Here is a 15,693-nt window from a genome sequence, read left to right as displayed (position 1 = left end):
TACTGAAAACGGTGTAACGGACCTCCCGCGTCAGGCCAGCAGCGGCAACACCAGCCGGACCCGCAAGCCCGTGGGTTTGCCATCGCGAATGGCGGCAGGCTCCAGCACCAGCTGGGCGCGGTGGACACGGGCAATTTCATTCGCAATGGCCAGGCCCAGCCCATTGCCCTCGCCGACCGTGCCCGGCACCCGGTAAAACCGCTCCAGCGCCCGCGTACGCTCCGCGTCGGGGATGCCAGGGCCATCGTCTTCCACCTCCAGAAATGCCTGCGCGCTGCCCCGGTTTCCCGCTGCCCCCTCCACAACGCCGCAGCGTATGGTCACCGTGCCCGCTGAAGGCGTGTATTTGACGGCGTTGTCGACCAGGTTGCCCAGCAGTTCCCGCAACAGCCATTCGTGGCCGGATACCTGGGCAAAGCGTGCATCCAGGCCCAGGTCAATGTTTTTGGCCGAGGCCGCGTCAAGATGTGAGGCCAGCACCGACTCACACAGGTCTTTCAGGTCTACCCGCTGCGCCGGCTGCCCCGACATGCTGGACGCATCCGCCCTGGACAGGGCCAGCAGCTGGTTGGCCAGCTGCGAGGTGCGCCGGGTAGCACTGCGCAGCCGCATCACCTTGTCGACCGACAGGGTGACCTGCCCACGGGCCGCCGGCGCGCTGGCGGCCTGCGCCCATGCCTCGACCTGCGCTTGCAGGCCCGCCAGCGGCGTACGCAGCTGATGCGCGGCATCGGCTACAAACCGGCGCTGGCCCTCGGCCTGGTCGTTGACCAATGCAAAGAGACGGTTCAGCGACGCCACCAATGGCCGCACCTCGGCCGGCGTACCCAGCGGATCGATGGCGCTGAGATCACGTGGAGACCGGCGTTCAACGGCCTCCTTGAGCTCCAGCAGCGGCCGCAATGCCCGCGTGACGGCCCAATTGACGGCAAACGCCGCCGCCAGCACCAGGATCAGGTTGGGCATCAGCACCTTGAAAAACACCGACCGCACCCACTGCTGGCGCGCATCGGAGCCGTCGGCAAGCTGCAGGATGAGCTCGCCGGCCCTGGTATCGAAGCGCTGCGCCACCACACGGTAGGTGACGCCGTCATCTTCCATGCTGTGGAATTCCGGCTCGCGCGTGGTGGGCACGACCGGGCTGATCCAGGCATCGCCGGCAAGATGGGCACCGGTAGCATTCGACACCCGGTAGCCGGCAAACCCCGGACGCCCCTTGATGAACTCCGCGATGGGGGGCGCCAGCAACAGCACCGGGCCGTCTGACGACGTGTTGGCAGGGGCTATCACCGAATCGGCCAGCATGGGGGCAAGCCGACGCAGTTGCTGGTCCTGCTGCAGGGCGGCGTTCCCGGCCGCCTGGTAATCGAAGTAAATGCTGACCACCGCGAACAGGCTCAACGGTGCCAGCAGCAAGAGCAGCAGACGCCGCTGCAACCCGGATTTCATGGCCGAAGGGCTATGCGCCGCCGCGGCAGAGCCGGCAACTGCGTGGGCCGGGGTAACCCCGGTGCCGGCACCCATGGGCTGGCCTACCCGGCCGCCGCGCCAGCCGCCGCGTCGTCGATCAGCTCCAGCCGGTAACCAAAGCCGCGAATGGAGCGCAGAGCAACGCCATGCGGCTCCAGCTTGCCACGCAAGCGCGAAATGTAGACCTCGATGGCGTTGGGAGTGATTTCCTTGTCCCAGCCCGTGAGCGCAGCCAGCAATTTGTCTTTGCTGGCAGGTTTGGGCGCGTTGATCAGCAGGTACTCCATCACCGTCCATTCCCGCGGGCCGAGTTCGATCAGCTGCCCGTGAGCCCGGGCCTGGCGGTTTGCGGAATCCAGCTCCAGCGCCCCAAAACTCAAAATAGCGCTGGTCGCAGCCTGGGAACGGCGCAGCAACGCGCGCAGACGCGCCAGCAACTCGGGCAGTTCAAACGGTTTGACCATGTAGTCGTCAGCGCCAAGATCCAGCCCCTGGACCCGGTCCTGCAGGGCGTCCCGCGCCGTGAGAATAAGTACCGGCATGGCCAGCCCGCGCGTGCGCATTCGCCGCGTGAGCTCCAGGCCGTCCGTTTTCGGCAGACCGATGTCAATGATGGCCGCATCAAAGCTTTCACCGGCCAGCACCTCTTCGGCGCGCTCGGCGTTGCCTACCCAGTCCACCGCATAACCGGCGTCACAGAGCCCCAGCTTGATGCCGCTGGCGAGCATCACATCGTCTTCAACCAGGAGGAGTCGCATAAGCCATGAGCATAGAGGGCGTTGCGGCGGTATTCATGGGGGATTACACCAGCGGCGCCGCAACCGACAGCTGCTCGTCAGCAAGGGACTGAGCAGCTTTGGATGTCAATGCGAGCGAATCATGGTTCCGTAAGCCTGGTCGGTCAGGATTTCGAGCAACATGGCGTGTGGCACGCGGCCGTCAATGATGTGGACGGAGTTCACCCCGCTCTTGGCCGCATCCAACGCACCTTCAATCTTGGGGAGCATGCCGCCGGAGATGGTGCCGTCGGCAAACAGGTCGTCAATTTCGCGGGCACTCAGGTTGGTCAGCAGTTCGCCTGCCTTGTTCAACACACCCGGGGTATTTGTCAGAAGCACAAGCTTTTCGGCCTTGAGCACAATCGCCAGCTTGCCGGCGACCACGTCGGCATTGATGTTGTAGCTTTCGTTGTGTTCACCGAAACCGATCGGGCTGATCACGGGAATGAAGGCGTCATCCTGAAGCGCCTTGACCACGCTGGGGTCGATGCTGAGGATGTCGCCCACAAATCCGATGTCATGCTCCCTGGATGGGTCGTCCTTGTCGACCATTTTGAGTTTCTGCGCGCGGATCAGGCCACCATCGCGACCCGTCAGGCCCACCGCCTTGCCGCCGGCCTGGTTGATCAGGCCCACGATGTCCTGCTGCACCTGCCCGGCCAGCACCCACTCCACCACTTCCATGGTTTCCTCGTCGGTCACCCGCATGCCCTGGATGAACTGGCCTTTTTTGCCAAGCCGATTCAGTGCGGTTTCAATCTGCGGTCCGCCGCCGTGGACCACCACGGGGTTCATGCCGACCAGTTTGAGCAACACCACGTCTTCGGCAAAATCCGCCTGAAGCGCAGGATCCGTCATCGCATTGCCGCCGTATTTGATCACCAGCGTCTTGCCGTGGAACTTGCGGATGTAAGGCAGCGCCTGTGCCAGAATTTCCGCCTTGTCGCGCGGGCCTACGTGGGAGAGGTCAGGGTCAGGTGTAGAAGGATAGGTCATTGAGGGCGGTAATTAGTGGATATCAAATTGTGCCGCATCCCCGCAAAAGCTGGAAAATCACGTCGCTTGGGGCGTCTGCGCGCTATACCCATGCACACATGTCTGGAGTACGGCCTTGATGGCAAGCACATCGCTGCTGTCCGCGGCACGGCGCAAGGTCTGCAGATGCAATTCAAGTTCGGGCCAAGCCAGATAGTCCTCATGTGCCTTCATGATCCGCGGGTGTGCGGTTGGCGTAGGGTTGTCCCCGATGAGCAACTCTTCGTACAGCTTTTCGCCGGGGCGCAAGCCCGTGACGACGATCTCGATATCCCCTCCCGGATTGCCTTCATCGCGCACCGACAGGCCGGACAACTCCACCATGCGTCGGGCCAGATCCATGATTTTGACAGGCTCACCCATGTCCAGAACAAACACGTCACCGCCCGTAGCCATAGCTCCGGCCTGCAGTACGAGCTGCGCCGCCTCTGGAATGGTCATGAAATAGCGGGTAACTTCCGGGTGAGTCACCGTCAGCGGGCCGCCGCTGGCAAGCTGGGTACGAAACAAGGGCACAACGCTGCCGCTGGACCCCAGTACATTGCCGAAACGCACCATGCCAAAACAGGTGGCCGCATTCGTGGCCTGACCAGCCAGCGCTTGCAAAACCAGTTCCGCCATGCGCTTGCTTGCCCCCATGATGTTGGTCGGGCGCACAGCCTTGTCAGTGGACACTAGCACAAACTGACCAATGCCATTGTCAATGGCCGCTCGCGCCATATTGAGCGTCCCGAACACATTGTTCAAAATACCTTCTGCCGGATTAGATTCAACCATCGGCACATGTTTGTAGGCAGCCGCATGGAACACCGCTGCAGGCTGGTAGGCCTGGCAGATTTCCTGCAAACGTTGGGGATTGGCCACGCTACCCAGCAGCGGAACAAGTTCTGAACGGAGCCCTTCGGCAATGCACAAGCCCTGCAGTTCCTGATGGATGCTATACAGACCAAACTCGTTGTGGTCCAGCAGCAATAGCTGGAGAGGACGTTCCAGCAGTATCTGCCGGCAGAGTTCGCTTCCTATGCTGCCGCCGGCCCCGGTCACAAGAACCACCTTGTTGGCTAAATTGCGAGCTAAAAGATCCGTGCTGGGTTGTACTGGGTCCCGCCCCAACAGATCCTCAATATCCAGCTCTTTGAAGTCTTGGACCGTCACGCGGCCCGTCGCCAAGTCGGCCAAGCCCGGTAGAGTGCGAATATGTACAGGCACCGACCGCAGGCTTGCAATGATTCTGTTACGCCTCTCCCGCGAAGAGCTGGGCAAGGCTAGCAGGATGTCTGTAACACCCCGCCGGGCCACCAGATCCGGGACGTCTGCCGGCGCAAACACTGGTACACCGTTGATGCTGCGGCCGACCTTGGTCGCATCGTCATCGACAAAGCCCAGCAAGACAAATTGCCGGGATATCGCAATTGCCGAAGCAGTCTGCGCGCCCGCTGTGCCCGCACCGTAAATCAGTAGCCGGCCGTCGCTCTGTCCCCGTGAACCGTCGAGACTCGCTAGCCAGAATCGTGCGAGAGCCCGACTGGAACCGACGAGAAGCAGAAACAGCAGGGGCTGCAGGATACCCACACTGCGAGGCACGCCGGGCCACTGCTGCCACAGCAACACACTCAGCAGGGCCATGCAATGCACTGCTACGGCCTGTCCGGTAGCTTTTAACGCCGCCTGTCCCGTATATCTGAAGATCGCCCTGTACAAACCAAACTTGACAAATACCGGAATGGCCAGAACCGGCGCAAGCACGTACACCCACCATTGCGCGCCCATGGGGTAGTGCAATTCATCCAGACGCAGCGTAAAGGCTATCCAGGTGGCAAGCAAAGCCAGAACCACGTCGACCGCAATAACCACCGCTATCTTGGCTGGACGCGGCCAGCCCAAAATAGTGCTCTGCATTAAACTCCTTCTTATATCCATCATTGGAAAGTGTCCCCAACCTCATAAGCCGTCAACGCGGTTTGTCCTCAGTGCGCGACCCCGTCACGGCGCAGGACTTTCAGAGCCGTCAGCCAGATTATGCGAATGTCCAGACCAATCGACCGCCGCTGCAGGTAGTCCACATCTAGCCTGACCTTATCAGGAATCGGCAGCTCATCCCGCCCATTGATCTGCGCCCACCCGGTAAGACCTGGCAGCAAGGTGTGAACTCCGTTTTGTGTCCGTAGCGCGATCAGGTCATGCTGATTGAACAAAGCCGGGCGCGGTCCGACAAAACTCATGTCACCGCGCAGAATACTCCACAACTGCGGCAATTCATCCAGACTGCTTTTACGCAAAAAACTACCTATCGGTGTGAGATAACTGTCTGGATTTCTCAGTAAATGGGTCGCAACTGCTGGCGTGTCTGTTCGCATGCTGCGGAATTTGGGCATTCTAAAAATTAGGTTGTTACGCCCTACCCGGTCGGACCAATACAGCACCGGGCCCCTCGAAGTCAAACGCACCATCAAAGCAATCATCAATACGGGCAACAGCAAAAAAATGGCTGCGACGATGCCCAACGCCAGATCGAATGCTCTTTTCAGGGGGGGGTAGGTCATGCAACGGTTATAGGGCGCAAGGGGTTTACCGAGATTTTCAATTGTGGCGGATGGGATCGCCGGGCTGACATCAGCGCAGCGTTGCCAGGTAAGCCGGATCGAACTTGCCCGGCCGGTACCCGAAATCGCGCGTCGCTTCACTGTGGTCGAAGACCAGGTCGGCCTGCATACGCAAGGCCATGTCCGGCGTCAGGTGCGCAAAGCGCGGATGCAACCGTGCAAGTTTCACCGCAAGCTTGAAAGCCGGCAGCGGAATGCGGATGAAGCGGGGCGGCCGTCCCAGCGTTTCGAAGATGCGCCGTACCATATCGATATAAGCTAGTGTTTCGCCACCGCTCAGGTTGTACGCCTTGTTGTAGCTATCCGGCGCCGCCAGACTTTGAACACAAGCCTGGGCCAAGTCGGCGGCATTGACCGGCTGGCGGCGGCCGTTGCCCGTTCCGAATACAGGAAAAAAACCGAACTTGCAAATCAGCCGCGCGATGTCGGCCACATTGCGGTCCCCACCAGTTCCACCGTAAATCAGCGTGGGCCGGAAGATGGTCCAGGCCATACCGAGGCGCTCACATTCCGCCGCCACATGTTCCTCGGCAGCAATCAGCTTGTTTACCACTTCGAACTCGTAGGCACTTGTCGAGGCCTGCTTGGTAAAGCGGCTCGTCGAACTGAAGGCGATCACGCGGCGCACGCCACGTGCGTTAAATTTCTCGAGCCAGCCAGGCAACAGCCAAAGGCTGGCGGTGTGGATGAGAGTTTCAGTTTCGCATTGCGGGAGCTCAGCTGCATTGTGCTCAAGGTCCAAAGGTGACCACACAAGACCGCGGACACTCTCCTGAGGGCGTCGCCCCAGAAGCTGCACTGCTGCGCCGTGTTCTTTCAACATGGGCACCAGCAGCGATCCAATGGTGCTGGTCGCGCCTGTAACGAAAACTTTGCGCTCAAGCATGCTACTTTTCCAGGAATTGCTGAGCGGCTCTTCTTAGTGCGATATCCGCCGAAACTGGTGGCTCCCAATCCAGCACATGCCGGGTCTTGGAAATATCGACTTGCAGCGTATCGCAAAGGCGTTGGATGACAGACTCGCGCCCCAGAAGACGACCCGCCATCTGCAAACCAAACATGGGGATCGGGAGCAGCCTCGCGGGCTTGTCGAAAGCTGCAGCTGTCCGCTGCAGTAGTTCCGTCATCGTCATATCCTCCCCGTCGCTGACAAGAAAAATCTGGTTAGCGGCAGCCGGATGGGAAAGACACCTGGCGATCAGGTCAACCAAATTGTCGAGTGCCACCAGACTACGCCGGTTTTCCAACGACCCAAGCGGCAGCGGAATGCCCTTCAACAGCCAACGCATCATTTCGTGAAAGTTTGCTTTGACGCCTGGCCCATAGACAAGGACCGGCCGAATGATAACAACTTGCATACCCGTTTGCCGCGCAAGCTCCTGCAAGGCCTGCTCCGCCTCCAGCTTGGATACCCCGTAAGCATCGAGCGGCCGTGGCGTATCCTCGGCCGTGAAAGGCTGCCCGATGGGAGTAGTTTCTCCGTTAACCTTGATGGAACTAATAAACACAAAACGCCGCACCCCAGCAGCGGCCGCCTGGCGAGCCAGGTTCAAAGCGAGCGCCACATTGACCCGTTGGAATTCCGCGAGCGGATCCGCGGCCGTCTCCTGCATGAAGTGAACACGTGCGGCCAGGTGAACCACACTGTCGATGCCCGAAAGGGCGGCAGCCCAGTTGGTCCGTTCGTCAATGTCATCCATCTTCAAATACTGCAGGGAGGGTGCGGCCGCCGCAGGTGTCTTGCCGCGCACCGCGCCAATGACGCTGTAGCCACGGCATGGCAGGCTAGCACACACCGCCTGCCCGACAAAACCGTTGGCACCCGTCACCAGCACGCGCGGGGCAGCGCCCGGCTGGAAATCAGGGGCCAACTGCCCACGCAAAGCCTGAACAGCTTTTGGTTCGGCCATGGGTTTGCTCGAAAAGATGCCGCCCCATTTCCTCCAATAGAGCCATCCAGATCTTGCCGTGACCAGCTTTGCGCTCAAGGAGCGGTGGGTATCCCGCGCCCACTGGTGAACCACAAGCACACGGGGGACATACACAGTGCGGGCAACCTGCAACAGGCGCCTGCCGATATCCGCGTCCTCATAATGAAGAAAAAAATCCGGGTCAAAACCGCCAATGGCCTGGAGCGGTGCGGTTCGAAAAAACATGAAGCAGCCGGTAGGGTACTCCACCGGGTGAATCGGCTTTTCAGGGTTGCAATCGCGCATTTCAAAACTAGCAAGTGTCCGAGCAAACCCCGACTGAAGCCAGGCCGGTGCGAAGCTGCGCAGAAACATGACGAGCAGCGTCGGGTTTCGCTTGCACAAGTACTGGCGTTCACCGTCCTCACCATAGACGGCAGGCGAGAGCAGGCCAACCTCGGGATTGGCCTGCATGAAGCGCAATGCTTCGAGCAGGGTCTCGGGCTGTACAAAAAGATCAGGGTTGATGACGATGTGGTAATCGGAGCTGGCAGTCGCGATCACCAGGTTGTTGCCGCGGCCGTAGCCCAGGTTACCAGGAGCGCGCAGCAGCTGTAGCGTCCAGTCCGGTACCGCAGATCGGATGCCTTTCACCCAGTGCACCACATCCGCGTGGACCAGGGGGTTATCCGAATTGTCCACCAGGGTCAAACTTAGTTCCAGCGCGTATTCCTGTCTGGCCGGCCGCACAGACTCCTGCAATGCCAGCAGTGTGCGCCCGACAGTCGGCAAGTCGGGTTTATAGACCACCAAGGAGGCGCTAATTACTAGCGGCGTCATGGCGATGCGCCTTCAGGGTCGCCAGGGTCCTTCCGGCAAACGATTTTGGCGGGCACGCCAACTGCCAGCGCGTGGGCCGGCACATCACGCAGCACCACGGCGTTGGCTCCAATTTTGGCGTGGTCGCCAACTGTGATGCGCCCAATAACCTTAGCGCCCGCACCAATCAGCACACCGTTACCAATGACAGGCCGCTCTGACACGGTGAACCCCATGTCCGGCTCGCTGGTCCCCAGCGTGACGCCTTGCATGATGGTGCAGTTGTCGCCGATACGCTCGGCCCCCAGCACCGTGCCCACGGTGTGCGGGAGGAACACTCCCCCGCCTATTTGCACCTGAGGAGATACTTCTATGCCAAACACCACGACATTGAGCATGGAAAAAAATTTCGCCAACAGCCCCATGCGACGTTCGTGAAAAAATTCAGCGGTTCGCAACAACGCCACCGGCGCAATGCGGGGGTTGAAACAGGCGAGCACCAGGGCCGCCGTGGACACGGCGCCGGAACGCCCCCGCATGCGGTGGTAACGCTCGATGTCAAGCCTCAGTTTTTTCACAGTGCAACTTTCTTGTACGCAATGAGCGCCGCAACACTGACTGCCAGGCCAATCGCCATGCACAGCCATACGGCAAGCCGCGAGTATGTCCATTCCAAACCGCCGGGCGCCAGGGCCAGGTAAAACAGGGGCAAGGTACCCGCGACCAGCAGAGGCCATATCAGGCGCCGCTGCATGAGCGGGTTTTTCTTTCGCGCATATTCGACCACAAACACAAGGTAGAGAAAATTGGGAAGCACAAAGGCCCAGCTCAATGCCTGCAACGAAGTGTGCCGCTCAAGCGCATAACGTGCCGTGGCAAGCAAACACAGGTTGAGGGCCAGATCTGACAGCAGCAGCACACGGGAATTGCGTGTTGCGAGAATCATGGTGCCGTAAACCCAGGACGCCCCACGAAATAGCACCGCAATTACAAGCACCATCAACACCTCACCCGACGCCTGGAACTGGGGGCTGTAAAGCAGGTTGATCAACGGTTGGCGAAAAAGCACCATCGCATAACAGATCAGGATGCCAGCGCCAAATACCAGATAAGCCGTTTTGAGCATGCATACCTTCTGCTCTTCAGGGCGTGTCGCAGCCGTCAGCAAAGGCAAATAGATCGCGCTGCAAGCCGTCAGAAACAAGGTCGTGTAGTTGAAGGTCAAGGTCCAGCCTGAATCGAACAGGCCCGCAAAAGCCAGCCCCCTCGACTCGATCACCCACGAGCGTATCAGCAACAGCGCAAGGGTCGTGGACAACGCGGCGACCAGATTGGATAGGGCAAACTTCAAAAAAACGCGGCTTTGCGATTTAGTGAGCCCCGATGCCCCCAAAACCGCCACAAACGGGGGCAAACGCGACAGGCCACGCGCACCCAAAAGACAAGTCACACCAAAGCACAAGACAAAAGATCCGGCCAAAAGTTGCGGGTCTGGAGGCAGAGTCCACCACCATGCACCCGCCAGCAACATCACCAGCACCACCGGTCCAGAAATCTGGGCCAGCGCCAGATAGGGATAAGAGCGATAACCGTTGAGCACACCCAAAGAATATGTTGCACCAACGTTCAACAACACGGCCAGCGCCAGCCAGCGCAGAGTCGCAACGAGCACAGGCGCGTCAGACGATAGGAAAAAAGCACTTAATTGCGGCGCCAGTCCAAGTATTGCCAGAACGACGCCAGCACCCGCCAGAGCGACAATGCGTGCAGCTGTCGCGCGGAACTGCCTGCGGGCTGATTCAGCCTCACGCTCCGCAAGCCCCTGAACAATTGAATTGGTCCCCCCAAATGTGGCGCCTACCGTGGCGGCCTGCGCCATTTGCCGGAGTTGCGAAAACAAACCGACGCCTTCCGGTCCCATCCAATGGGCGACCACTTTAAAACCGAGCAGCCAAAAAAAAGCCGCCCCAAACACCCCAAGAGTGCTGAGCAGCGCCCCGCCTCTACCACCTGCTGAAATTAAGCGCATCAATTGAGAGCGGTTACTTGATGTTTGCGCAAGGCAGTTGGAAGCAAAGCCGAAAATAGCAGCCCCCACATAAAGTAAGCAAAAATTCCAGGATAAGGTTGGCGCAGCGTAACCTTGAAATTGCTGTCGATTACAACGAGGTAGAACACAATTCCGGCTAGCCACCACGTGTTGGAAGAAATCGATCCCCTGTAAGCGAAACAAAAGTACACAGTATAAATAATCAGTGTCATTATAGGAATAAGAACAACGAGTCCAAAGGTGTACATCTGCTCTACATACCAGTTGTGAGGACTAGATCTGATTTCCCGGGGCATAGGTTCGGCATGGCCAACAACAATAGTTTTTCCGCTTTCCACAATTCCGTTGCCAAATAGTTTCCAGTCGTCGAATCTCTCCTGCACATTGGGCGGGATCTTGCCATTGACGATGTCCGTGAACTTGCCGAGAAAGAGCTGCGATTGGCCATGACTCTTCAGTTTGACCGCGGTACCAACAAGCACCACTGCCAGCACGAGGATGGCGACGCCAATGACCGACATCCTGTTGACATGAAAACGCCGCAGTTTGTCAGCAGCAAAAACTAGGACGGCAATCGCGTAGGCCGCGATGGTGAGAAAGGAATAGCTGCGCGACACATAGAAAAACATCAACATGGCCAGCACGCAAATAAGCGCTTTATACTCATCCCACAAACTGGTGGCCGCATAGACAAACGCGCAAACAAAAATCAGGGTCACAAACTGGATATGCGAATAGATGCTGAAGATGTGGAAGTAATGCGTCAGCATCTCTTTTTCCTGCGTCAGCGTGAACAGCAATTGCATGGGGACAATGACACACAGTACCAGCAGGAACGCCCTTGCAAGAACCTTATCTCCATCGCGCACCAGTTCGCCAAGCAGAAGACCTGCCATGGGCATGGACACCTGCGCCAGCATCATCAACTTGCGCTGAGGTCCAATCACACCATCCCCCCCAATGAAAATTGACAGAATGCCGCACGCCAGGGTTCCGGCAATCAGCAAAAGACCAGCGCGTGCCGTCAGCACCCCGCGAACCAGCAAAAGCAGCGCGGCAAAACAGGCAACAATTGAAATAGGAAGCGGGAGCTGCGAAATGACGCCAAGAGATTCGGCCAGGATCTTGACGTCCGCGTAAATGCTCCCGTCAAGCCGGAAGAACAAAGGCACAAAAAGGCCCAGCCCGATCATCCACAACAAAACCGGATGTGTATTTTTTTCTGACATCATCTGTGCCCCCATAAATTTTCCGACTACCGGCATGACGTCGGCTCCTTCAGCCTCGTTTTCCTTGCACGGCCACTGAACACACGTCCTGCGCCATTGCATTCATGATATTGGAGCGCGAAAATTTCCCGACGAAGTCACTGCGGTCTGTCCATACAGGATCGAGCTTCTCGAATGCCTGCACTGCAAGCAGTTCATCACATGGTGGAAAAACCTGGGCATTTTTGACCTCATCGCCGATAAACTCAGCCGCATGGCCTGATACCCCGGCCCAGATCGGTTTGCCGGTTGCCGCGTATTCAAACAGCTTGGAAGGCAATACCTTTTTGAACGCTTCGAAATCGTTCAGGTGCAAAAATAGGACATCGGCATCGGCGTACTCGGCGATCAGGACGTCCCGTTCAACCGGTGAAGAAAATACTACATTATCGACGCCGGCAGAAGCGACCGCCTCCTTCAACGCTGTGAGCCGTCCTCCATCGCCAATGACCTTGAATAGTACTCTCCCACGCATTCTCTTGGCAAGGCTTGGCAGGATGCGATGCAAACCCTGCCCTTCTCCGACATTACCGGCATAAAGGACTGTCGGTACGGGTTTGCTTTGCGCTACGAGGGAGAAGGTGGAGACGTCCAGGAATTCAGCGTCAATTCCATTCGTGAAATAGGAAAAGCTTTGAAGTGGATACCTTTCTTGAAAATAAGACGAGAAACCACGGGAGATCAGATTGACCTTATCGGCGCGCCGCACCGTCCATTTTTCGAGTTGCGAGAAAAGCGGGGTGACCACCAACGAGCTTGCACGCGGGAACACGTCGGCAATGGTGTCCACAAAAATATCCCGGATATCAAGGTAGAGGGCCGTATTTTTTTTCATGCCCGCCACCCGTGCGGCGAGTACAGCCGTCATGAGACGCGACGAAGTCCCGAAAACCAAGTCATATTCGTTTACCGCCACAAAACGGGTGACTTGACGCCAGTAGGTGATGAAAGCCCTTGACTGGTCGACGATTCCACTCTGGTGTGCAGGCAATCTGACGCGCTTGATCGTCAGGTTATCCAGATGCTCCTCCTCGGGCGCATTCATTAAAAAACTGCTGTAACGATTTGGAAGCGTTGAGAAAACATCTACATGCGAGCCTTCTGGCAGGTTTTTTTGCAGTGCCGCGACCAGTGAACTCGTCCGAAAGGAACCTGCGGACAAATCCGGCGGGTAGTAAAAACTCAGAACAAGAATTCTGAGGCCGCGTTTTTTCATGTTTTCACTCTGTGCCTGGCAGCAACAAACTTCTTTGCCGCCACTTCGGTGTACCTCATGCGCGAAATAATACGCCGTAGCCGCATCAGGGATTCAGACCGCAGAAATCGACGACGACCTTCCCCAACAGGGCATCTACTCCCACCGCTGAGATGAATTCTTTGTGTTTGACCAGCACGGCAACGATATCTGCGGAGGCAAGCGCATTGCCCAGCGTCCAAAGTTCAAAAAGTGGGTGTGTTTCTATGTTCGGCTCTACCGCCACAACATCAAAGCCCTTCAACTTCAACGCTGTGGCCACGTGCAAGGCTGGCGACTCCCTGAGATCATCAATATCGGGTTTAAAGGCTAGCCCCAGACAGGCAATTCGAACAGGCCGCGCCTCCGGGATCGCCACGGTCGCGGCAGCGCTGCAAATCTTTTCGATGACCCAGTCTGTTTTGTAGTCATTGACTTCGCGGGCTGTCTTGATCAGCCGGGCATTCACGGGATCGCTCGCCACAATGAACCACGGATCGACTGCTATACAATGCCCGCCAACGCCCGCCCCGGGTTGCATGATGTTCACGCGGGGATGCCTGTTGGCCAGTCCGATCAGTCGCCACACATCGATGCCGGATTTGGCACAAATCAGCGAGAGTTCATTGGCGAATGCAATATTGACATCGCGGAAGCTGTTTTCCGCCAGCTTGCACATCTCTGCCGTGGCCGCATCGGTGATCAAAACCTCACCACGGACAAAACTCCTGTAGAAGGCGCCGACAGCCTCCCCGGAAGCAGGTGTCAGGCCGCCAACCACACGGTCGTTCTCGACCAGTTCTTTCATTATTTTTCCGGGCAGAACACGTTCGGGGCAATATGCAATGGAAATGCCAGAGATGTCGATGCCAGAAGCCTTGATCACTTCGCCCATCTGCGCGGTTGTCCCGACCGGCGACGTTGACTCCAGAATCAGAAGATTGCCAGACTCAAGCAGTGGCGCCACACTGCGTGTTGCGGCAAGCACATAGTCGATGTTCGGGGTCGGTATACCCTCACCTTCATGAAAAGGGGTTGGAACGCAGATCATGTAGATGTCCGCCTTCTGCGGCGTAGTGAAAGCCTTGAGCTTGCCAACCGAGACGGCCGAACGAACGTAAGCATCAAGATCGGGTTCCACAATGTGTACGCGGCCCTGATTAATCGTATCGACCGTCTGTGCATTTAAGTCAACGCCCATCACGTCGAACCCGCTCGCTGCAAGCAATGCACTGGTTGGCAATCCTATGTACCCAAGTCCAACGACACAAACGCTTTTTCTTCTCATCAGATTGTCCTCAGTACAGAAATGATTCGCTCACATGCCTCACCGTCACCAAAAGGATTGTGAGCCATCGCCATGGCGGCATAGTTTGCTTCATTTTCCAGGAGTTCCGTCACCGCTGAGACAATCCTTGCCCGGTTGGCGCCAACAAGCCGGACCGTTCCCGCCGCGAGGGCTTCCGGACGCTCGGTCACGTCGCGCATCACCAGGACAGGTTTTCCCAATCCTGGCGCCTCCTCCTGAATGCCACCGCTGTCGGTGAGCACAAGATGGCAGTGCTTCAAAAGGTAAACGAAGGGTTCGTAATCCATAGGTGGGATCAGGTGAACATTGGGCAGCCCTCGCAATAACGAATTGATAGGTTGCCGGACGTTGGGATTGAGATGCACGGGGTAGACAAAATGGACCGCGGGATAGCGAACGGCCAGTTCCTTGAGCGCCTCGCAAATCTGCAAAAAGCCATCGCCAAAGTTCTCGCGCCGATGACCGGTCACCAGTACAAATTGTTCCTGCGACCAGTCAAAGGGAATAAGGGGCCGCAAAAATGCCTCGATGCCACTGCGGCGAACAGCATCGGTTTCCATACGCGCCAGTACCCACTTGAGGGCATCTATCACCGTATTGCCCGTCACGCTCACACTGGCTTCAGGCACGCCCTCATCAAGGAGGTTCTGCCGGCTTGTCCCCGTAGGCGCAAAGTGCCACCGCGCTGTCTTGCTGGCAACCTGGCGGTTGAACTCCTCCGGGAAAGGCGCCGTAAGGTCGTGCGTGCGCAATCCCGCTTCGACATGCCCGACCGGTATGCCGAGGTAAAACGCCGCCAGTGAGGCAGCCAGCGTTGTCGTTGTGTCACCATGGACCAGCATGGCGTCCGGCTTTTGTTCCTTGAGCACCTCGCGCATCCCAAGCAAAACCGCCGCGGTCACATCGAACAGATCCTGACCCGCCTTCATGAGGTCAAGGTCGATATCGGGCGCGATATCGAACACTCTCAACACCTGATCCAGCATCTGCCTGTGCTGGGCCGTGACACACAGCACGGTCTCAAATTCTTGCGGATGGCGTTTGAGCGCATGGTAAAGCGGCGCCATTTTGATGGCCTCTGGACGCGTACCAAATACCAGAAGTATTTTTTTCTTGTGTTGTGTTGTCACTTTTTATCCAGGTTGTAAGCGCCTTGGGGTTCGGTCCTGCGGATGCGCCTCGCGGGCTGCTCATTAAAGCGGCGAAACTTGCCCTG

General features: G+C 57.9%; 12 protein-coding genes. All 12 read right to left on the bottom strand.

The window, feature by feature from the left end; genetic code table 11:
• Positions 1-30 precede the first annotated feature (30 nt).
• The 12 genes from B0B52_RS06125 to wecB all read right to left on the bottom strand — a co-directional run bounded on the left by B0B52_RS06125 (position 31) and on the right by wecB (position 15,607).
• The gene (locus tag B0B52_RS06125) at positions 31-1,449 is read right to left on the bottom strand and encodes a sensor histidine kinase (RefSeq protein WP_077592844.1); all 1,419 of its coding nucleotides are present in this window, start codon (positions 1,447-1,449) and stop codon (positions 31-33) included.
• An 83-nt stretch (positions 1,450-1,532) separates the two neighbouring features.
• Entirely contained in the window at positions 1,533-2,228 is a 696-nt protein-coding gene (locus tag B0B52_RS06120) for a response regulator transcription factor (RefSeq protein WP_077592729.1), read from the bottom strand.
• Positions 2,229-2,333: 105 nt separating this feature from the next.
• Positions 2,334-3,245 (bottom strand): acetylglutamate kinase, encoded by a 912-nt coding sequence (gene argB, locus B0B52_RS06115; protein ID WP_077592728.1) that lies wholly within the window; start codon positions 3,243-3,245, stop codon positions 2,334-2,336.
• 57 nt (positions 3,246-3,302) lie between these two features.
• Complete coding sequence (locus B0B52_RS06110; protein ID WP_077592727.1) at positions 3,303-5,183, bottom strand: nucleoside-diphosphate sugar epimerase/dehydratase; 1,881 nt, start codon at positions 5,181-5,183, stop codon at positions 3,303-3,305.
• 68 nt (positions 5,184-5,251) lie between these two features.
• The gene (locus tag B0B52_RS06105) at positions 5,252-5,812 is read right to left on the bottom strand and encodes a sugar transferase (protein WP_077592843.1); all 561 of its coding nucleotides are present in this window, start codon (positions 5,810-5,812) and stop codon (positions 5,252-5,254) included.
• Positions 5,813-5,897: 85 nt separating this feature from the next.
• Positions 5,898-6,773 carry an NAD(P)-dependent oxidoreductase gene (locus B0B52_RS06100; protein ID WP_077592726.1) on the bottom strand — a complete coding sequence of 292 codons (876 nt, stop codon included), beginning with the start codon at positions 6,771-6,773 and terminating at the stop codon, positions 5,898-5,900.
• 1 nt (position 6,774) lies between these two features.
• Complete coding sequence (locus tag B0B52_RS22815) at positions 6,775-8,637, bottom strand: NAD-dependent epimerase/dehydratase family protein (protein WP_077592725.1); 1,863 nt, start codon at positions 8,635-8,637, stop codon at positions 6,775-6,777.
• Entirely contained in the window at positions 8,634-9,194 is a 561-nt protein-coding gene (epsC, locus tag B0B52_RS22795; RefSeq protein WP_305790735.1) for a serine O-acetyltransferase EpsC, read from the bottom strand. Before epsC ends, B0B52_RS22815 begins: the two co-directional genes overlap by 4 nt.
• Positions 9,191-10,849, bottom strand: coding sequence for a hypothetical protein (locus tag B0B52_RS06085; protein ID WP_217349783.1), 1,659 nt, complete (start codon positions 10,847-10,849; stop codon positions 9,191-9,193). The genes epsC and B0B52_RS06085 overlap by 4 nt, the downstream gene beginning before the upstream one ends.
• Before the next feature lie 1,095 nt (positions 10,850-11,944).
• Entirely contained in the window at positions 11,945-13,150 is a 1,206-nt protein-coding gene (locus B0B52_RS06075) for a glycosyltransferase family 4 protein (RefSeq protein ID WP_077592722.1), read from the bottom strand.
• Positions 13,151-13,235: 85 nt separating this feature from the next.
• Positions 13,236-14,456 (bottom strand): UDP-N-acetyl-D-mannosamine dehydrogenase, encoded by a 1,221-nt coding sequence (wecC, locus tag B0B52_RS06070; protein WP_077592721.1) that lies wholly within the window; start codon positions 14,454-14,456, stop codon positions 13,236-13,238.
• Positions 14,456-15,607: a non-hydrolyzing UDP-N-acetylglucosamine 2-epimerase gene (gene wecB / locus B0B52_RS06065; RefSeq protein ID WP_077592720.1), complete on the bottom strand. Its 1,152-nt coding sequence runs from the start codon at positions 15,605-15,607 to the stop codon at positions 14,456-14,458. Before wecB ends, wecC begins: the two co-directional genes overlap by 1 nt.
• Positions 15,608-15,693 lie beyond the last annotated feature (86 nt).

This window comes from Polaromonas sp. A23 (assembly GCF_002001015.1).
GTDB lineage: Bacteria > Pseudomonadota > Gammaproteobacteria > Burkholderiales > Burkholderiaceae_C > Polaromonas.
This window is presented reverse-complemented; position numbering and strand designations above follow the sequence as displayed.

Bases quoted from the DNA above. Each gene is read 5' to 3' on its own strand.
- B0B52_RS06125 (WP_077592844.1), bottom strand. From the start codon at position 1,449: ATGAAATCCGGGTTGCAGCGGCGTCTGCTGCTCTTGCTGCTGGCACCG.
- B0B52_RS06120 (WP_077592729.1), bottom strand. From the start codon at position 2,228: ATGCGACTCCTCCTGGTTGAAGACGATGTGATGCTCGCCAGCGGCATC.
- argB (WP_077592728.1), bottom strand. From the start codon at position 3,245: ATGACCTATCCTTCTACACCTGACCCTGACCTCTCCCACGTAGGCCCG.
- B0B52_RS06110 (WP_077592727.1), bottom strand. From the start codon at position 5,183: ATGCAGAGCACTATTTTGGGCTGGCCGCGTCCAGCCAAGATAGCGGTG.
- B0B52_RS06100 (WP_077592726.1), bottom strand. From the start codon at position 6,773: ATGCTTGAGCGCAAAGTTTTCGTTACAGGCGCGACCAGCACCATTGGA.
- B0B52_RS22815 (WP_077592725.1), bottom strand. From the start codon at position 8,637: ATGACGCCGCTAGTAATTAGCGCCTCCTTGGTGGTCTATAAACCCGAC.
- B0B52_RS06075 (WP_077592722.1), bottom strand. From the start codon at position 13,150: ATGAAAAAACGCGGCCTCAGAATTCTTGTTCTGAGTTTTTACTACCCG.
- wecC (WP_077592721.1), bottom strand. From the start codon at position 14,456: ATGAGAAGAAAAAGCGTTTGTGTCGTTGGACTTGGGTACATAGGATTG.